This is a genomic window from Streptomyces nogalater, assembly GCF_039532885.1.
GTDB classification, from domain to species: domain Bacteria; phylum Actinomycetota; class Actinomycetes; order Streptomycetales; family Streptomycetaceae; genus Streptomyces; species Streptomyces nogalater.
The window spans coordinates 49849-69270 of record NZ_BAAASM010000060.1; the positions used below are offsets into that span (position 1 = coordinate 49849).

At 70.3% G+C, this 19422-nt stretch carries 11 protein-coding genes, 1 pseudogene and 1 CRISPR repeat array; of the genes and pseudogenes, 5 read left to right on the top strand and 7 right to left on the bottom strand.

Going from position 1 to position 19422, the window contains the following annotated elements; genetic code table 11:
* The 4 genes from ABD350_RS38080 to cas3 form a co-directional block, all read right to left on the bottom strand.
* On the bottom strand, positions 1–83 hold an 83-nt coding region (locus ABD350_RS38080), incomplete at its 3' end, for a type I-E CRISPR-associated protein Cas7/Cse4/CasC (RefSeq protein ID WP_425584209.1).
* Between the two features lie 156 nt (positions 84–239).
* Complete coding sequence (gene casB, locus ABD350_RS31810) at positions 240–1457, bottom strand: type I-E CRISPR-associated protein Cse2/CasB (protein WP_344352395.1); 1218 nt, start codon at positions 1455–1457, stop codon at positions 240–242.
* The gene (gene casA, locus ABD350_RS31815; RefSeq protein ID WP_344352396.1) at positions 1454–3130 is read right to left on the bottom strand and encodes a type I-E CRISPR-associated protein Cse1/CasA; all 1677 of its coding nucleotides are present in this window, start codon (positions 3128–3130) and stop codon (positions 1454–1456) included. The genes casB and casA overlap by 4 nt, the downstream gene beginning before the upstream one ends.
* 278 nt (positions 3131–3408) lie before the next feature.
* A complete protein-coding gene (gene cas3, locus ABD350_RS31820) occupies positions 3409–6291 on the bottom strand; it encodes a CRISPR-associated helicase Cas3' (protein ID WP_344352397.1) in 2883 nt (960 codons plus the stop codon).
* Positions 6292–7018: 727 nt separating this feature from the next.
* On the opposite strand from cas3, the gene ABD350_RS31825 reads away from it, so the two are divergent.
* Positions 7019–7639 carry a BUD32 family EKC/KEOPS complex subunit gene (locus tag ABD350_RS31825; RefSeq protein WP_344352398.1) on the top strand — a complete coding sequence of 207 codons (621 nt, stop codon included), beginning with the start codon at positions 7019–7021 and terminating at the stop codon, positions 7637–7639.
* An 807-nt stretch (positions 7640–8446) separates the two neighbouring features.
* Positions 8447–9727, top strand: a complete 1281-nt coding sequence (locus tag ABD350_RS31830; RefSeq protein ID WP_344352399.1) for an Ig-like domain-containing protein — start codon at positions 8447–8449, stop codon at positions 9725–9727.
* A 54-nt stretch (positions 9728–9781) separates the two neighbouring features.
* On the opposite strand, the gene ABD350_RS31835 is transcribed toward ABD350_RS31830, so the two are convergent.
* The gene (locus ABD350_RS31835) at positions 9782–10282 is read right to left on the bottom strand and encodes an NUDIX domain-containing protein (RefSeq protein WP_344352400.1); all 501 of its coding nucleotides are present in this window, start codon (positions 10280–10282) and stop codon (positions 9782–9784) included.
* Positions 10283–10324: 42 nt separating this feature from the next.
* The gene (locus ABD350_RS31840; RefSeq protein ID WP_344352401.1) at positions 10325–11554 is read right to left on the bottom strand and encodes an MFS transporter; all 1230 of its coding nucleotides are present in this window, start codon (positions 11552–11554) and stop codon (positions 10325–10327) included.
* Positions 11555–12047: 493 nt separating this feature from the next.
* On the opposite strand from ABD350_RS31840, the gene ABD350_RS31845 reads away from it, so the two are divergent.
* The 3 genes and pseudogenes from ABD350_RS31845 to ABD350_RS31855 form a co-directional block, all read left to right on the top strand.
* On the top strand, positions 12048–13499 hold the full coding sequence (locus ABD350_RS31845; RefSeq protein WP_344352402.1) for a coproporphyrinogen-III oxidase family protein: 1452 nt from the start codon (positions 12048–12050) through the stop codon (positions 13497–13499).
* A gap of 301 nt (positions 13500–13800) precedes the next feature.
* A complete protein-coding gene (locus ABD350_RS31850; RefSeq protein ID WP_344352403.1) occupies positions 13801–14466 on the top strand; it encodes a response regulator in 666 nt (221 codons plus the stop codon).
* Positions 14467–14907: 441 nt separating this feature from the next.
* A pseudogene (locus tag ABD350_RS31855) lies at positions 14908–15355 on the top strand (dienelactone hydrolase family protein); the annotation flags it as partial.
* A 50-nt stretch (positions 15356–15405) separates the two neighbouring features.
* Positions 15406–16165: direct repeats of the CRISPR family, unit length 28 nt; unit sequence GTCGTCCCCGCGCGAGCGGGGGTTGCTC.
* A gap of 1210 nt (positions 16166–17375) precedes the next feature.
* Here the strand turns inward: ABD350_RS31855 and ABD350_RS31860 are convergent.
* Positions 17376–19422, bottom strand: a 2047-nt coding sequence (locus tag ABD350_RS31860; protein WP_344352404.1) for a fibronectin type III domain-containing protein, incomplete at its 5' end; no start/stop codon positions are given.

Sequence of the window (19422 nt, forward strand, 5' to 3'; positions counted from 1 at the left end):
GTGCCGGAGTCATCCCGGTTGATATTGGACGGCGGGACGCTCTGCAGGATGTGGACCTCGACGAACAGGTTGGGCTGAGACATGAGGAACTCCTTGGCAAGGTGAGTGCCGCACGGTAGCGGCGGCACCGGAAGTGGGGGCGGCGGCACAGCGGCCACACCCGGAAGGTGAGAAAGCAGGAAGCAGAGCGCAACGGACCGGCGGCCGGTGCTGTCAGGACCGCGGACGCAGGAAGAGGGTCAGGGCTGCTGTACGGCCTCGCGGCGGAAGTCGCGGTCCCATCCACTGCGCAGGCGGGATGGTGCCTGTGGCCGCTTGGGGTCGTCCCAGTCACGCAACGCCCTGCGCACTAGGGTGTAGTCCAGGCCGATGTCGGCCTGCCGCAGCAGGGGCACGAGACTGCGCAACTGATGGGCCAGTTCATCGGAGTCGAGGGAGGTGAGCAGCGCGCCGAGGCGGTTCTCCAGTGCTGTCCGGTCCCCGTCGTTCCGGGCGAGGAGGAGCCGGCACGCGGTACCCGGGCTGACCCCGGGGGCGTGCATGACCTTGCTCCGGCCCTGCTGGTGCAGGCCGAACAGGGCCAGCGCTGCGTGCTCGGCGCTCAGGTCCCGGGTGAGAGCACCCTTGGTGCGCAGCTCACTGCCCATCCGGGTGCGGTAGAAGGTCCACAGGGCAGGTACCGTACCGGCCTCCCGGCCCAGCCCGGACCGAACAGCCGCCAGTTCGGCACCCGCCTCGGCACGCCTGGGATCGAAGCCGGCCCAGTACCACCCCTCCGCATCCCGCCCGGCCGCTTGGGCTTCCCCGTCCGGCGTCAGGGGGTCGGTGTACTGCAGGCCCCAGGCGCGCAGCACCCGGCCGTGGTGTGGCGTCAGCCAGTCGCACAGGTCACGGTGCAGCCGCGTGTAGTCCAGGCCGATGTCCGCCTGGCGCAGCAGAGGCACCAGGCCGCGCAGGTGGTGGACCAGTTCGTCCAGGTCCAGGGCGGTCGCGGCGGCGGTCAGCCGCCGGGTGACCGCAGCCGCGACACGGTGCTCGTCGGCGATCGTCAACCGGCGCCCGGAGCCCGCCGCGGCGTCTGCCGCGAGCTCGGCCCGCAGGGCGCGGCACGCCGTGCCCAGGCCGAGGCCCGGCCGGTGGGCCGGCCGCGCCATGCCGCTCTGGTGCAGGCCGAATAGGGTCAGGGCGGCATGCTCGGCCAGGTAGGCGCGGGGCAGCACGTCGGAGCTCCGCGCGGCGTCGGTGAGTTCCACCCGGTGCAGGTATCGCATCCCGGCGACGGTGCCCGGCTCACGGCCCAGACCGTCCCGCAGGGCACGCAGGCCCCGCTCCGTCCCCACCGCAGGCCGAGACTGGGCCGCGCTGCGCTGTTCGGCTGGCGCGCCCCACTCGCTGGTGATCTCTTCCCAGAAGTACGCCCGGTAGGTTCGGCCGGTCGCCGTCCTTGTGGTCTTCATGCCGCCTCTCCCTCGGCCGGTACGGCATCGGCGAGCCGGGTGAGGATGTCACCGAGCTTCTTGTGGAACAGCCCGGCCGCCTTGCCGCTGCGGAAGACGACCTCCTTGCCGTTCACCTTCTCGGTCCGCCCGACCACAGCGCGGGGCGGAACGGCCGCCAGCAGACCATCCGCCTCCCGCAGGGCCGCCCGCCGCAGCGTGACCTCCCACGCCTCCCGCGCCCGCTCCAGCATGTCGTAGTCCTCACCGATGGTCCGCAGACCTGCGAGCAGCCGCCGCATCCTGCCGTCGACCGCGTGCAGGAACCGGGCCGAGGGCCGCTCCCCCTTGTCCCGCGGGAGCGGCTCCCCGCCACTGGCCCGCCGCAGATCGGCGTGGAGACCGTCCAGCGCCCGTGCGACCCGGTCGGCCTGCTCCACACACTCCAGGATGGCCGTGCGCAGCCAGTCGTCATCGGCGAGGAGGGACGCCACCGGCAACGGCATGCTGTCGGCGACCGCGTTCTCCACCACAGCCGACTGGTTGCCGTACTCCAGACCGCAGACCTCAACCCCCAGAGCGAAGTCACCGGGCAACTGGCGGTAGTCCAACAACTCACCCGTCTGCCGCAACAGCTGCGACGTGTACACCCCGTCGCCGTCCAGTGGCAGCGCCAGTGCCAGCAGCGCTCCGAGGCCCTGCCACGCGGCACGGCCCGGGGTGTGCCGGCGCGGACGCCGGGCCGGCTGGCCCGCCTTCGGCTTGGCCGTGTGGTTCCACGCCGTGTGCAGCTCCTCCTGCGGCGTCAGGGCGAGCCGGTCCCCGGCACACACGACCACCTGCCGCACACGCAGCCCGTTCTCGGTCTCGGCGGGCATCAGCCGGATCCGGCGGGACTGGAAGGTGAGCAGATCGAGCAGCCCCCCGGCGGGGCGCACCGACCACTCGGGTCCGGCCGGCGACTTCGCGGCGGCGGAGTCCGGGCGCTCGTCCCACGCCCACTGCGGCCGGTCACCCGCAGCCAGCCCGTCGGCCCGCACAGGCGTGTTCAGCAGCAGCGTCTCGTACAAGGTCCGGCCGGTCGGCATGATCACGCCGAACTGACCCAACGGCCCTGTCGGATTGCCCGTCGTCTTGCCGTTCTTGGCCTGCCCGTCACCGACCGCCCCCGTCTTGATGGCCGCAGTGTCCCAGCAGTGCGCGTGCAGCAGCCACAGCGCCGCCTGCCCGGGGGGAAGGTCCAGGTGATCGGCCTCACTCAGGGCGCTGAACAGCGGCACGTTGTTCCCCGACGCCACCGACGGGATCAGCAGCGTGGACGGCTTGGTCTCACCGTTGAGCGCCGACAGACCCGCGACCTGAGCAAAGGGGCGTTCCGAAAAGAGCCGGAACCGGTCCCCATAGCGGGGACCGAGGTAGTCGGCGAGCTTTTCCTTCTCCTGGTCCGAGAAGCCGCCCTGCGCGAACCGTTCGCCCCATTCTCCACGCGTCCGCGGTAACCCCAGCGCGTCGAACACGACGGGCAGCAACACCTGACGCAGCACAGCGGGCAGCATCGTCGGCACCGGCAGATCCAGCCGCCGGACAGCGTCCGCACCGAACAGCACGTCGAGCAGGCCGGTCTCCCGCCGCTCGCCCTCCACGCCGACGACAGGCAGCCACGCTCCCCTGACCAGATCCTCGTCCGGCCCCATGATCCCCTCCCATGAACAAACCAACTCGCCTACAAAACAGGCGAGTTCACTGCCTCGTGCGGATGACCACCGTGGCACAGACCGATGGCGGTTCGCGTGGTTTCTTGAGATTTATGGCGAAAAAGAGTGAACATTGGTGCTTCAGATGAACGGGCGAGCGAACTGTCAGCACGGGCCGCACTCGCCGGTCCCGACACCATCACGGCGCTCCACTTAGGCATCGCAACGGCCCCGCTCACAGGGCACCCGGCGTCGCGCCAAACGCTCGCTCGTCACGCTCAGGCCTGCTTGACCAGCAGTCCCTCGACGTCGTCGTAGGAGACGCGGGCACCCCCCAGGTCCGCCCACCCGTCTTCCAGCACCAGAGCGGGGGCGTACCGCAGCCACGGGTGATGCGCCCACCCCGGAAGCGGCCTCAACTGCTCGGCTTCCGCCGACAGGCCGACCGGCAAGCGGACGCAGCCACCCAGCAGCCGCTCTACCACCGCCTCGTCCGGAACCTCCCCATGCACACCGAGCCGCGTCCCGTCCCACGCCGTGTAACCGCCCGTGACGCGGTGCACGATGACGACCTCGACGCTACGGGCACCATCGCGCACCACCGCATCCAGATCCTCTTCGGCGACGGCGCTGCTGCCCCCGTAGTGCAGCCCCTCCAGGGTCACCGTCCCCCACTCACGGGGCCGGGTCAGCAGCAACTCCTCCGCGCACGCCCGGCGTTTTTCCTCCTTCGCCCGCCAGCTGGCCCGGGCAGACGGCTCGCCCCACTCCTTCGGGCAGACGTCCTCGTCCCCGTACGCCCGCGCCACCAGACCAGGCACATCCACCGGAATACTCCAGGTACCCGAACCGGTGACCTCAGCGGCACCGGCGCCCGGCAGCGGGCCGGCGACCTCGGCGACCAGCGCCGCCGCACGCAACAAAGGCCACACCTCGTAGATCTTCATCGACGCTGGCAGGAATCGGGGCTTTCCCGAGGCTCCGGCGGCCACGCCGGTCACCAGGACCCGCGGCACCGCGTGCACGGACGGACGGCGCGTCCCCGCATGCCGGTGAAGACGGCCGATCCGCTGCAGCAGCAGATCCACCGGGGCCAGATCCGTGATCAGCAGATCCGCATCCACATCGAAGGACTGCTCGGCCAACTGAGTCGCGATCACCACCATCCGCTCAGGCCGCGCATCACCCGCCCGAGGCCCCATGGCCCGCAGACACTCCTCCGTCCGCTCCGCGCGGTGAGCGGTACACAACCGCCCATGCAGCAGATGCAGCACCCCATCGAAACCGCCCTCGCGCAGCCCCCGGTAGACGGCCTGAGCCCGGTCCACCTGGTTGACGACGACCAGGACGACTCCGCCCCCGGCCACCGCCTTCCGCGCCGCCTCCGCGACGACCGCCCCGTCAACGTCCGTGTCCGGCAGCCACTCGATACGGGTCGGCACCGGCTCCCGCCACGACGGCACCACCGCACGAGAGCTGTTCACCACCGGCCGCCCCTCCACAGCGAACGCCGCGGTCACGCAGGGATACCCGGCCGGCTCGGGCACCGGCTGATCCACATCCGCCGAGCCCACCGCCCCGGACAGATACGCGTTCACGAACGCCTGCCGCTGTGCCGGGGGCAACGTGGCCGACAGCAGTACCACCGGCACCCCGGCCTGGCCCAGCCACCGCAACGCCTCCAGCAGGAACTGCCGCATGTAGACGTCGGCGGCATGCACCTCGTCCACGATCACGACCTTGCCCATGAGACCGGCGAACCGCAGCATCACATGCCGGGTACGCGTCGCCGCATACAGCAGGTGATCGACCGTACCCACGACGAACGGCGTCAACAGCCCCCGCTTCGGCCCCAGGAACCACACCGGCGGCCCACTGCGCTCAGCCCGAGCATCCCCGCCGCCCGTACCGGCCGGCCAGCCGTACTCGTCGTCCTCGTCGATCGCCCCGAAGTCATCCCACGGACTGACCGACCCGGCACCCGCCGGACGACTCTCCTCCCAGATCTGCCGCCACTGCCGGTTGGAACGCCGCTTACCGTGCAGCAACGCCACCTGCGACTCAAGCTCTGGATCGAAAGAACGCACCCACTCCAACACCTGTTCGTATATCGGATCACTCGTCGCCTGCGTCGGCATCGCCACAAACACACCATCAAGCCCGAAACGCGCCGCAAGAACCTCCGCCGCCGCCAGCGCCCCCTTCGTCTTCCCCTCCCCCATCGGCGCTTCCACCACCAGCAAACCCGGCACCGGCAACGACCACGCCGACTCCACCAGCTCCCGCTGCGACGCACGCGGCACCACACCCAAACGGCCCGACAACGGCACCAACGGCGACGACGGCACCGCAAGACCACCCCAGCCACCCCGGAAACGAAGCCCCCGCCACGCCACCTCCGCCCGACGCCACGCACCGGCCAGCGACACCCCACCCGCATCCGACAGACCCGGAAAACTCCGGTTGTCACTGGCGATCCAGTCCGCCATCACTATCAGCCCCGACAAGGCCAACTGCTCCGCCTTCCTCAACGGCGAAACCGGCCGCACCGCCGCCACATCAGCGAAACCCACCACGCGACTGACCACATCCACCACCACCCGCTGCACCTCCGCCCACGCCCGCCCCCTGCCCAGCGCATCCGGATACGGCGGCCGCAGCGCCCTCACCGACGGAAACGCACCATGGTGGCCCGCCACCAGCGGCCACACCCACCCCACAGCATCCGTGTCCCCCCACTCCTCACGTAACCGCGCCACCAGCAACGCCCCGCCCGCCACGTCATGCCGCCACCGCTTCCCCGCCGGCACCCGCCCCCACGCCAGCCCAGCCGCACGCACAGGAACAGCCTCAGCAGCATCCAGCCCCTGGAACGCCGGACACGCCTTCCCGCAGTCATGGACAGCGCACACCCACATGAACCACGCCCGCCCCCGCCCCCCGCTGATCTCGTTCAGACGCCGACGTAGCGACGGCGCCAGATACCGGTCCCACATCACCCCCGCCACAGCCGCCGTATCCAGCAAATGACCGAGCAGCACATGCGTCCGCCCACCATTACGCGCCGCAGACTTCCCCCACAGCCGCGACACCCGCACCACCGTCTCCTCCGGCACCCCCCACGACCGCATCAACTCCACAACCGACCGCTCGTCCTCCACCGACCAGACCTCCCACCGCCAGCCCTACTCACTGATGACCGGCACCATAGAGGGCAGGACTGACAACGCCTTGAGATCGAGCAGCCAACGCCGCACACACCGGCGGCACATGGAGGCCGGTCGCTAATATCACTGCAGGTCAGCAAGTCCGTCGTCCCCGCGCGAACGGGGGTTGCCCTACACCCGCCGGAAACGAGCGTCGCTGGCTAATGTCGTCCCCGCGTCCGCGGGGGTTGCTCGCGCGGCCTGGTCGTGCTCGACCGACCCGAGGGGTCGTCCCCGCGTGAGCGGGGGTAGCTCGGCGAGGACGGCAGCCCACTCCTCGGCCGTGGCGTCGTCCTCCTGTTCCTTTCAGCGCACGGGCGACGGTGGGCCGGGAGTCGTCTTCGCGCTCGTAGGTGTTGCTCCCGGGTCTCGTGCCGCTGGCCGTACCCTCGTTGGTCGTCCCTGCGCGTGCCGAGCCTTCTGTGGCGCAGCCACCCCAGCACCACGACCGACGTGAATGAAAACGGCTCCCCCAGCTAGCATCGTCCCAGCTCAAGAAGAGTCGTCCCCGCGCGAGCGGGGGTAGCTCGCTGTGGGGTGGCGAGCCCGAGCAGTGGGCGCCGTCGTCCCCGCGCGAGCGGGGGTAGCTCGCCGACGACTGGCCGCTGATGTTCCAGCCGGGGACGACCATCCAGTACCTCGCGCCTACGAGGACTGGGGCGCGCACGGCACCGTCACCGGTGTGCTCGACGGCGAGAACTACACCGTCGACCTCCTCCCACCCCGCAGCGGCACCGCCGTGTGGGGCCACACCCACGTGACCCGCGTGTGGGATGCCCCGCACACCGCGGTCACCCTGCCGCCCGTCCACCCGGGCGGAACCCTCCCGATTCCCGGGCTGCGGCCGACGTTCCCAGCACGGCGCCCGCTGCCCAGCTCTGTCGTCGGCTCCCTCGACGAGGCCCAGGCCGTGGCTGCCTGGCGCCCGGAATGCAGCCTCTACGGCGACCCGGAGGGCTGGGAACCGGTCGGCGAAGGCGCGCACCGAGCCGTCATCCTCAACCCGGCCCGCACCACCGTGTACAAGGTCGAGATGGAGGCCGGCCGCAACCGGCGCGAGCACCGTACCCTCCGGGGACTGCGCGCCCAGGGATTCGCCCACGCTCCACCCACCACGCTGTGGCCTGTGCCCTGCCCGTACGGCACCGGCTGTGACATCGAGGTCCTGGCGATGCCGTACCTACCCAACGACGGCACCGCACCACATGCCTCGTACCCCCGCGCTGGAGTGGTCGACCTCAACCCGACGAACGTCACCGTCTGCCGCAATCGGTACTGGCTGATCGACGCCAGCGGCCTGTGAAGGGGAGAGGCGGAAGACGGTGTCCTGCGGCATGACCCATGGGCCTTCTGGCGACCACCTGGCGCGGGGAGTTGCTCTGACGGTTGTGGTAGGGAGCGGTCCCGGCGCAACAGCGCGACCAACAGCCCGGCAGCATTTTGGCAGCAGAAGGCCTGTGCTGCGAGGGACGTGGCGTTTCGCACCCTCGGCGCCGGCGCGGGCGGCGGTCTACACCCGGGCAGGAAGAAGGGCGTGCCCCGTTTGCTGCGGGCGCGCCCGCTCCCCGGTGCGCCCCCAGGCCGCCGACGCTTCGATGGCGCGTACCGGAGCGATGCGGCTACGACTCGCTCGCAACTGCACTCCCCAGCGCCCGCCGCCGGGCCGTGGCCAGGGCCAGTTGGCCACCGAGCACTCCAAAGACGCGCGGACCCTGCAGGTCTGGACCGCGCGGGCTGTCACGCGCAGCCGGCCCGACGGGGTGCCGGCCCGCGCTCGGCGTGTCATTCGACCAGCAGACGCCAGTAGGAACTGTTGACCGATCGGATCACGCAAGGACCCCTTCCCCCTGCCGGGAACCGGCAGCGGTCACGGGGCGGCTTCGCGCCACCCCGGTCCCGGCCGCCGAGCCGGCCTCCCGCGCCGCGGTGACGTCCGCCCACCGGCGAACCCGTCCCCGAGCGGCGTGGTGCGGACGGGAGCCGGCCACGCGATCCGGCCAGCGGAGAAGCTGACTTGAACGCATTCGAACAAGCCTTTCGGAATTGACGGGAACCCGGGCCGCGGGCAGCCTTGCAGCGGAAAAAACCGGCCTGTCGAGAGGGGCGGAAAATGACAGACGGAAACGGGAAAGCCGCCGACGAGCCTTACGTGATCCGCGGGCGGGGAAAGGACAAGGCTCCCCCGGGCACCTTCGCGCTTTTCGCCGACATCAACTACAACGTGGGCGGGCCACGGGACAAGATCCTCGTCATTCCCGCCAAAGGCACGGCCAACAACTTCAGTGATTACGGGTTCGACCAGAGTGACGACGGCGTGAGCTCCGTCGTCAACGACACCGGCCACGACAACATCCTCTTCACCCGCACGAACCAGGGTGGCAGCCGGCTGCCCGTCAAGGCCGGCACGTCGATCGACGACATGACGAAGCTGCCGCTGGCGGGCAGCCCGACCAGCACCTGGAACGACCAGGCGCAGTCCGCCCTCGCCTTCGCCGAGCCGGTACCGCTTCCGGTCTTCACCACCCCCGCGGCCGGCGCGCAGACCGAGAACCGCCGCCAGTCCGTCCAGGGCACGGCCGCTCCCGATGTGCAGCAGGTGCTGCTCTGGGACGGCGCCCGGCAGGTGGGGGCCCTGCCGGTCAAGGACGGCACGTGGGAGTACACCCCGGACACCGACTGGCCGCTCGGGCAGCACGACCTCGCCGCCGTGGCCGTGCGTGACGACGTGACGTCGGGCAAGGCGTACCTGCGCTTCTACGCCACGCTCCCGAGCCCCGTCGTGGACATCAGGTCACCGCGGAACGGCGCGGAAGCCGACACCGGCGTCTCCGTGGACGGCGTCGCCTTCAACGCCGATTCCGTGGAGCTGACCGAGGGCGGCACGAAGCTCGGCAGCGCCCGGGTGAACGGTCAGAACTGGTCCTTCGTCCACGAGGGCGGATGGAGCCCGGGACGTCACACGGTGACGGCGAAGGCCGTGCGTGGCGGCCAGGAATCGGCACCGGACACCGTGACCTTCACCGCGGCGAAGAAGAATCTCACCGTCGACTGCGCGTTCAACTCCAGCTGGCAAGACTGGGAGACGCAGAAGTACATCTACTCCTACGACATCACCCTGTACGCCGGTGAATCCGATGTCCGGCACTGGAATGTCGGATTCGGTCAGCTGCCGGTCGGGTCGGTGCTCTACAAGGAGTTCACCAATACTTTCTGGGGGATGATCGTCGAGGACGGTTCCCACGGGGATGTCCTCCTCGGCTCGCCCCCCGAAGGGGTCCACGTCGTCCCGAAGGGCGGCAAGCTGGTCATCCGTGTCCTCGTGCTCTACCCGGCACAGGACGACTCGCACAAGCACCTCTACGCCCTCTTCGCCAAGTCCCTGTCCCAGTAGTGGGCCGGGCCCCGCCGGGGCGGACGACCGCCGGCCCGCGCGGAGTCCGTGTGTTCACAGCCCGAGCCGGACGGGCCTTGCGGGGGGACCGGCGGAAACCAGTGCCGTCAGGCGAGACGCGAGGTCGCGCGGGGAGAACAGGTCGGTACCGGTGTAGGCGGCGATCTCGTCCGGGTGCCACCACTCCACAGCGGTGATGTTCTCCCCGGCGAGCCGGTCGTCGCGCAGGGTGCTGCGCGTTTCGAACGCGGCCGTGCGCACGAGGAAGTAGTCGTTCACGACACCGTCGTAGCCCTCGGCGTGCCCGGGGGCCACGACTTCCTGGTGCCAGACGTGCGGCGGTGGCGGATCGGCCGGGACGGCGAGACCGACCTCTTCGCGCAGTTCGCGGTCCAGCGCGGCAAGCGGCGTCTCGCCCGGCTCGATCCCTTCGCCGGGAGTCGCCCACACCACCGTTCCTGTCGCTCCCCGAACCGTGAACCGGCAGAGCAGGATGCGGGCGTCCTCGTCCAGAACGATCCCGCGCACCACGTGACGCAGCTTCACAGACGCCATCCGCCAACCCTACGGCGCCGCCCCGCCCCTTCCCGCAGGCGGTCACGTGGCGGTCGCGCGTTCGACGGCGGGGGTGAAGACCGTGCGCCGCACGAAGACCAGGGCGACCAGGAGCGCCGCGGCGCCGCACCCGCACGTCAGCAGGAAGGCGGAGCGGAAGCCGGAGCGCTGGGCCAGCTGCCCCGCGGCGACCGCGGCCATGCCCTGCCCGCCTATGAGGGCACTCACCAGCAGGGCCATGGTCTCGCTCATGCGGTGCGGCGGGGCCACGCGTTCGGCGAGGGAGAACACGGCGATGAGGTGCGGGGCGACGGCCAGGCCGATGGCGGCGATGACGACCGTCACGCCCGCGAAGCCCTCCACGGCCGGCAGCGGGCACAGCAGGATCGTCTGGGCCGCGATGGCCAGCCGAAGGCGGGTGGTCAGGGTCGTCCCGGCGGTGCGCACAGTGATGGCGATGCCCGCCAGCGCGCTGGTCACGGCCATCGCGCCCCAGATGAAGCCCGCCGCTCCCGCGTCGCCCAGGTGGTCGGCCAGGGCACTGACACCGGCGTTGGCGCTGCCCCAGATCATCCCCTGCAACAACGCCATGAGCAGGAGGATCACCAGAGCCGGCGACAGCAGCGGCCCACCCGAGCGGCGAGCGGGCCGCCTGCCCGGCGGAGCGGTGGGGTGAAGGGCGAACAGCACGCCGAACACCGCGATGAGCGTGCCCGCGAACACCATCGGAGCCACCGGGTGGATCGCGACGACAGCCATGCCGGCGAGCGCCGGCCCGGCGATGAAGCTGATCTCGTCGACGGTGGTGTCGAAGGACAGCGCGCGGAGCGTCAACTCCTCCCGCTTCACGGCCGGACCGGCGGGCAGGCCGTCGATCAAGGATATCCACCGGCTACGCGAGAGCGGCCCGATCTGGGGCACCGTCAGGCCCACGCCCGCAGCGGCGACGGCCGCCGTGACCGCGGACCAGTCGTTCAGGACCGCGGTCAGGAGGAAGGTGATGGCGGCCGCGTTCGCCAGCGAGGCGGCCAGCACGACCGGCCGGTGGCCGCGCCGGTCCGCGAGGCGTCCCAGGAGCGGGCCGCTCAGGGCCTGGCCGGCCAGCAGCGTTCCGGCCGTGACCCCCGCACGGCCGATGCCGTCGAGTCGGGTGAGCATCAGCAGGGTTGCCGTGGGGCAGATCGCCGCGGGCAGGCGGGCCAGGAACGACACGGCGGGCAGGGCCGGCCCCGCTAGGGCGAAGACGGCGCGGAAACCCGCGAGTACGGGCATGGAATCTCCGGAGTGGTGTGCGGCCGGACAGTGGCCCGTGCGGCGTGCGGATGCCCGGGCTTCGGTTTCTTTTCTCGGGTCGGGGGTTCGGTCGTGCCGATTCCGAGTGAGGACGTTAGCCCTGAGCGGGCGTCGGCGGATTGAGTGCGAACGTACTGTCTCGGCTCCTGGACGAGCATTGGACGATCACCCAAAACAGGGGCGAGGGCGGCGTACCGGGTTCGTCGTTTGCGTGGGTGCCACGATCACCGCGGCCGTGTGTTGACTGTCATCAGCATCTGTCCGGCGTGGTTCGCGCATCGGGGAAGAACGCGCGGCCGGGTCTTCGCCGGCAGATCGTGGTCGCCGCGGGGGTTCGAGCACCAGAAGGGTGATCTCTTTCTGTCACTCCTTTTTCCGGCTGCGAAACCTGGCCACCTTTCCCCTGACGCGCCGCAGCACAGCAGCCGCCCTGACCGCAGGGCCCACAGCAAGCTGAGGAAGGCACACAGCCATGTCAGAAAGTGCGACGACGAGCGCGATCCGAGACGAGCTGGCCGGATACATCCGCCAGGGCGTCATCCCGCCGTTCAACTACGCGTACCCCTCGCGGTCCGCGTACCGCCCCCTGGACGGTTCCTGGAACATCCAGAGCATCTGGGCCGAGGACCTGAAACGCCACTCGGTTCCCGAACTCAACCTCTACCTGCATGTGCCGTTCTGCCGCTACAAGTGCGGCTTCTGCAACCTGTACACGGTCATTTCCGAGGACATGGACGTGTACGACGCGTACACGGAGGCTCTGTGCACGCAGATCAGGGACCACACCGAGATCATCCAGAGCCGCCGGCTGCGCACCGTCTACATCGGGGGCGGCACACCCAGCCTCCTGAGCCTGCGGCACTTCGAGCGGATCTTCGCCACGTTCGACGAGGTCTACCCCAACTGGCGCAGCACGGTCGAAGAGGTGGCCATCGAAGCCACCCCCGATTCGATCGTCAAGGAGCCCGGCACGCTCGAAGGCCTGATCGCCATGGGTCTGACCCGGGCCAACATCGGCATTCAGTCCCTGGTACCGGCGGAAATCCGCGAAGCCGGGCGCGGCCAGGCCAACGAACGGGTCATCCGAGAGGCGATCGAGATCATCCGGGACAAGCGCCTGCCCAACCTGAGCACCGATCTCATCATGGGATTCGCCGGCCAAACCCCGGAAAGCTGGTGCCACTCGGTCGACGAACTGGTGGCGCTGGCCCCGGAGACGATCAGCACGTATTTCCTGACCGTGCGGCCCGACGCCTGGTTCTCCAAGACCGGCGCCTATCAGTACATGTGGAACCCCGACCTGTACGAGCGCTACGACTACGCCAACGCCGCATTCCGTGAGGCGGGCTACATCCAGGAGTCGAACGTCCGGTACAAGAAACTGGGACGCGGCGGCTATCAGCAGAAGGTTCTCACCTTCCACGGCGTCCCGCTGCTGGGACTCGGAGCCGGCGCACGCAGCTACACCAGTACGGTCGACTACATGGTCGGCGATGTGAAGCCGAGCCTCACCGAAGTCGGGGACTACATCTCGAAGGCACGGAACCATGAACTGACCCCGCAGACCGGTTTCGTCCTCAACGACGAGGAGATCATCCGCAAGCGCCTGGTACTCGACACGTTCGATCTGGATCTGCGCGAGCTGGAGCGCTTCGGATACCGCGAGAAGGCACACCTCTTCGAGCCGGTGCTCGCCGCGGCCGAGGAACTCGGACTGCTGCGCCGGCTGCCCACCGACCGGGTCCAGCTGACACCGGACGGTTTCAAGTACCGGGACATCCTGTCCTGGATGTTCTTCTCGAAGAACGTCATCGATCTCGACCGCGCGTACTACGAGCGGCTGCATCAGCAGAACCGGCGGGCACGCCGGCACATGGGCGGCGAGCCGATCCGCATCTCGGGTCTGAAGACGGTCAACACCTGACGACGCGACCGGCAGGACCGCCCCATCCGCGTGTTCGCCGCACGGCGCCGGTGACCGTGCCCGTCAGACCGGCGTGACCGCGTCCGGCGAGATCGGCCCATGGCCCAGCACACGGTTGCGCGGGTCCTCGGCGAACTCGGCATGACGTGGGGAGCACGCCGTCGTCACACCGTGCTGATCCGGGACGGCTGGCGGGACTCCGGGGTGTTCGGCGTCCTGGTGGACGAGTGGCGCGGGCGGACCACCCCGGATCGCGGGGGAGCAGTCGGCCACCGGAGCCGGACGTCCGATAATGGCGACTGTGATCAACAGGCACCTGCGCGTGGTAATGGCCGAGGACTCCGTCGTTCTGCGTGACGGAATGGTCGAGCTGCTCGGCGCCCGCGGCTGCGAGGTCGTGGCCACCGCCGGTACGGCACCCGAGCTGCTCGCCGCGGTGGCCGCGCACCGGCCCGACATCGCGGTGGTGGACATCCGCATGCCGCCCACCCACACCGACGAAGGCATTCGCGCCGCCGTCGAGATCCGTGCGCGGACCGCCGACGTCGGCATCCTGGTCTTCTCCCAGCACGTCGAGACGGCCTGGGCGGCCAGGCTGCTGGCGGGCGGCGCCGCGGGTGTCGGATACCTGCTGAAGGAACGGGTCGCCCGCACGAGCGAGTTGGTCGACGCCCTGCACCGGGTGGCCGACGGGGGCACGGTGCTCGACCCGGAAGTGGTCACCCGGCTGATGCGCGGCGGACAGCGCAGGCGGGTGGACACCCTGACGCCACGCGAACGGGAAGTGCTGGAGCTGATGGCACAGGGCCATTCCAACCGCTCCATCGCCGCGCTGCTGGTGGTGTCGGAGCGGGCGGTGGAAAAGCACGTCGCCGCCGTCTTCACCAAGTTCGGCCTGCGCGCGACGGACACCGAGAACCGGCGGGTGAAGGCGGTGCTCAACTACCTCGCGGAGACGGGGGGCTGACGCTCACCGCAGCCGCGCCGGCAGCTCGGCGACGACCAGGGTGGGTCCGTCGCGTCACAGCGGCGGTCGCCGTCGTCCTCGCACGAGCAGCCCCCTCCCGGGGGCACCGCCGAGCTTGCCGTCGGCCCATCTCCACGCAGCAGCCCAGTGGAGGCACCTCTCGCGGACGGACTTCCGATCGGGTAAATGGGCCGCACTTGCACCGCTCGTGCACTCCCCCTACCACAACGCACGTTAATGAAAATGAGGGACACCGCTAACATCGTCCCAGCTCATCAAGTGTCGTCCCCGCGCGAGCGGGGGTAGCTCCCGCCTTCTGGAGAAGGGCAGCCCGTGCCGGCAGGGAGTCGTCCCCGCGCCTGCGGGGGTTGCTCGTGCGCGCAGCGGGGCGCCTTCAGTTTGGGCGAGTCGTCCCCGCGTCCGCGGGGGCTGCTCCTTGCTGCATCCAGCACCACCCGGGAGGTCACGGTGACCGCCGGCGCCGTACGGCTCACCGTGCCCGACGGCGCCGTCGGAGTCGTGGTCTTCGCCCACGGCAGCGGCAGCAGTCGGCACAGCCCGTGCAACCGGTTCGTCGCCGAAGGACTGCACCGCGCCGGGCTCGGCACCCTGCTGTTCGACCTGCTCACCGACGCGGAAGAAGCCGACCGGCACAATGTCTTCGACATCGGGCTGCTGGCCGGCCGGCTGCTGGACGCCACCGCCTGGCTGCGCGAGGAACCCGACACCGAGGGACTCGCCATCGGCTACTTCGGCGCCAGCACCGACGCCGCGGCCGCCCTGGGGGCCGCCGCCGACCCCCGCCACGCGGCCCGTCGCCGTCGTCTCCCGCTGCGGCCGGCCCGACCTTGCCAGGGCCAGGCTGCCCGAGACGGCGGCACCCGAACTCACGTCAATGAAAACGGCCGCTCCCGCTAACATCGTCCCAGCTCACGAAGTGTCGTCCCCGCGCGAGCGGGGGTTGCTCGGTTGCTGCCGACGCCCTCGCCCGCGGCATCGTGTCGTCCCCGCGCGAGCGGGGGTTGCTCGCGGGACCTCGTCGGGGTGGCCGTTCACGCGGTGTCGTCCCCGCGCGAGCGGGGGTTGCTCGGTGATCACGGCTCTCGGCGGTATCGCCATCCCGTCGTCCCCGCGCGAGCGGGGGTTGCTCCCGGCGCTATCTCCGGGCGCTCCCGGCCGATCAGTCGTCCCCGCGCGAGCGGGGGTTGCTCCTGTGCGTCGCAGTCCGGGCAGAGGTAGGCGAGGTCGTCCCCGCGCGAGCGGGGGTTGCTCCTGGGGGTTAGCCGGATGGCGAACTTTCCGTCAGTCGTCCCCGCGCGAGCGGGGGTTGCTCTGCGAGGGCGGTGAGGGCGAGGAGGGTGGCCCAGTCGTCCCCGCGCGAGCGGGGGTTGCTCCTTGCTGCGCCGGACGGCGCCGCACCCGCGAGCGTCGTCCCCGCGCGAGCGGGGGTTGCCCGACGACGACGTGCGCTTGGTGCGGCGAGCGGATGTCGTCCCCGCGCGAGCGGGGGTTGCCCGCGCCTCCCGAACGGCAAGGTGGAGGTCACGGCGTCGTCCCCGCGCGAGCGGGGGTTGCCCCCGAAGTCGCTCGACCAGATGCTGGACGAGGAGGTCGTTCCCGCGTCCGCGGGGGTTGCTCGGGCGACCTTGGTGGCCTCGTCACGGCAGCCCGGTCGTCCCCGCGCCCGCAGGGGTAGCTCCCCCGACTTGCCGCACCACTGGTTGAAGGTCGGGTCGTCCCGGAGTCCCCGGGGGTAGCTCGTTCCGGAACCGGATGGCCGCCTCCACGGAGTCGTCGCCCCCGCGCGAGCGGGGGGCAGTTCTCCGCCGGCTCCATCTGCTCCACCGCCTCCGGGGCCGTCCCCAGGCCCGGTGGGGTCCGAGCGGCAGCAGAGTTGGCTGGCACGCGTTTTGCGCTCGCTGTCACCCCAGCACCACAACCGACGTAAAGAAGTGTCGTCCCCGCGAGAGCGGGGGTTGCTCCAGCTCGACGTACTGCTCGGTGTCCCGCTGCGCGTTGTCCCCGCCCGCGGTGGTTGCTCGCCGATCAGGCCCGCGGTCGGGTCCACGACCTCATCGTCCCTGCGCGAGCACGGGTTGCTCGACCAGGCGAACGCCTGGATCGTGACCAGCTTGGTCGTCCCCGCGCCCGCAGGGGTTACTCGGGGTATGTCGACGTCGCGTCCTACTTCCGCGAGTCGTCCCCGCGCGAGCGGGGGTAGCTCGGTTCCCAGCGCGATGCCGATGCCACCGGCCCTGTCGTCCCCGCGCGAGCGGGTTGCTCCGAGAGGGACGGGTCATCGAGCAGGCCACGGAGGTCGTACCCGCGTCCGCGGGGGTTGCTCGCGGGCGGTCCGGCACGAGGAAGACCCGGCGGAGTCGTCCCCGCACGAGCGGAGGCTGCTCGCTCCAGGACAAGGGCAAGCTGAGCTTTGCGGCGTCGTCCGCGCGCGAGCGGGGGTTGCTCACAACGGATGGGGCCTTGTGACCCCACGGCCAGGTCGTCCCTGCGTGAGCGGGGGTTGCCCTCCATGCCCTGGGATTCCACGGCCTTCGAGACCGTCCCCATATCCGCCGGGCGATCCACTCGTCCCTGTCCAGCTGCTCGCCGAGCCACCGTGCCAGCTCATCCATCCGAGCCTTCCCGTTCTCCCGCAGCCGACCGGCCCCTGCCCGACCCCTTACAACCGCGCAGCAGGCCCTGGAGCATGGCCGGCTTCACACCCAAGCGCCTCACGATGCCACGCACCGACTCGCCTGCCTCATCCTTTGAACCGGCGGGTCAACTAGTCGCTCTCCGCGTTCCAGCGGGCGCTCCGCTTCCGAGTCTCCGTAGTGATCTGAGCCGGAGCGTGCGACCGCACCTCCGGGGCGGCGATGCGTTCCACGGCGTCGGGATCAGTTCTGAGCTCACACGAAGGCGCCCCTGGCCGCCGCGGCGTGGGCCACGGCGGCCGACGTGCCGTCGGCGAGGAGGCCGGTGATCCGGAAGTACGACGTCTGGCCGAGCTGCATGGGCACGTAGGTGTGCAGGGTGCGGCCCGGGACCGCTGTGCCGGAGGCGACCTGTTCGTAGGCGTTGGTGGTCGCGTTCCAGCTCTCCACGCGGTACTTGGCGATGCCGGCGCAGGCCGTCTCGTCGGTGCACGACCACTCCAGGCGGCCGCCGGTGCCGACCATGCGGGCGGTGAGCGGGCCGGTGTCGTCGCCGCGGGCGTCGTCAGGCCTGTTGTCGAGTTCGGTGGTGGTGACGGTGGGGGCCTGGTCGAGGGGGATGTGGTTGGCCCACTCGTCGACCGCTACGACGGTGAAGGTCACCGTCTCGCCGTCCGCCGGTCCGGCGCAGAGCATGGCGTTCGGCAGGGCGGTGGGCTTGCTGGGGTCGACGGCGTCGGCGCATCCGGTGCTGTCGTAGCCGGTGCTGCCGTCCGGCCGCTGTACGACGCGGGTGGCGTTGTAGTGGACGCCGCTTTCGGTGGGGGCGTCCCAGCTGAGCACGACGCCGTCGGCGCGGGGTGTGGCGGCCAGGCCGGTCAGCGGGGCGGGGGGAACGCTGTCAGGGGTCACCGAGTCCGGTGCGGACATCGGGGAGGTGTTGCCGGCGGCGTCGGTCACCACGGCGCCGTAGGTGTAGGTGGTGCCGTCGAAGGCCGGCAGTTCGTCCACGTACACGTAGACCGAGGTGGGTTCCGATTCCATGGAGGTGGTGGCGATGAGTTCGGGACTGTCGCCGAGCGTGTCGCCGGTTGAGCGGTAGAGGCGCATGGTGGCGCCGTTCCTCATCTCCTCCTCGGTCCGCATGTCCCAGTTGACCTTCAGGGAGCTGGGGGTGTTCGACATGTGGGACACGAGGAGGACGGGCGCCGCCGGCGCGACGGTGTCGATCGGGGTGACCGTCAGGACCGGGGTGCTCCCGGACAGGTTCCCGGCGCGGTCGGTGACGGCGATGTAGTAGCGGATGGGCTTGCCATCGCGGTTCAGTCCGGTGTCGGTCCAGGTGGTCTTGTCGGTCAGGACCATGGGAGCCCAGTCACCGACCGCGGTCTGCCGGTAGACCCGGTAGTGGGCGAGGTCCATCTCCTTGTTGGGTGCCCAGGAGAAGGTGGCGGAGTCGGTGTTCTTGTCGTATGTGACCTTCGCTCCGGTGGGCGCCAGTGGGGCGACATGGTCCGCGGAGGCGTCGGTGCGGGGGGTGTAGGCGAGGTTGACGGTGGCGGCGCCGGTCCAGTTGACGTAGTCGACACGCAGGGTGTGGGTGCCACGGGGAATGGTCACGTTCACGGTACGGGAGACAGTGCCGGAGCCGTTCTTCCACAGGTCGATCTTGCGTGTCCCGTCGAGGTACACGCGGATGCCGTCCTGACCGGAGGCGGTGAACGTGAACGGGCCGCCGGAGCCGAAGTCACGGGTGATCTGCCAGCGGACGCCGAAGTTGTCCGCGCCGATGCCGGAGATGCCGGGAGAGCCGGTACGCCAGTTCTCGTTCACCGCGGTGTCACAATCCGTACGCTTCGGCGTGCCGGAGAACGAGGTGTTCGCGAAGAACTGGCGCAGGTAGGCCGGGTTGCCGGTGACTGAGACGTCAGACGTTCCAGCGGAGGCATTGCCGGACTTGTCGACGGCTCGGATCTCGTAGAGGTGAGTGGTGCCCCCGGAGGTGGTGTCGGTGAAGGTCGTGCCAACGACCGTGGCGACGGGAGTGCCGAAGGACGTCTGGTCGGGGGTGCGGCGGTAGACGCGGTAACCGGCGAGGTCCATCTCCTTGTTCGCCGTCCAGCGCAGGAAGTTGCGTCCGGTGCCGGCGTCACGGGCTATCGAAAGCCCGGTGGGCGTGAGCGGGAAGACACGGTCCACGCTGGCGCCGGTGCGGGGGGTGTAGGCGAAGTTGACGGCGGCGGCGCCGGTCCAGTTGACGTAGTCGACACGCAGGGTGTGGGTGCCACGGGGAATGGTCACG

What these genes read in the sequence shown, in the direction of transcription:
- ABD350_RS31835 (WP_344352400.1), bottom strand. Translation starts at nt 10,282, where the DNA reads ATGGCGTCTGTGAAGCTGCGTCACGTGGTGCGCGGGATCGTTCTGGAC.
- ABD350_RS31845 (WP_344352402.1), top strand. Translation starts at nt 12,048, where the DNA reads ATGTCAGAAAGTGCGACGACGAGCGCGATCCGAGACGAGCTGGCCGGA.
- ABD350_RS31830 (WP_344352399.1), top strand. Translation starts at nt 8,447, where the DNA reads ATGACAGACGGAAACGGGAAAGCCGCCGACGAGCCTTACGTGATCCGC.
- casB (WP_344352395.1), bottom strand. Translation starts at nt 1,457, where the DNA reads ATGAAGACCACAAGGACGGCGACCGGCCGAACCTACCGGGCGTACTTC.
- casA (WP_344352396.1), bottom strand. Translation starts at nt 3,130, where the DNA reads ATGGGGCCGGACGAGGATCTGGTCAGGGGAGCGTGGCTGCCTGTCGTC.
- ABD350_RS31840 (WP_344352401.1), bottom strand. Translation starts at nt 11,554, where the DNA reads ATGCCCGTACTCGCGGGTTTCCGCGCCGTCTTCGCCCTAGCGGGGCCG.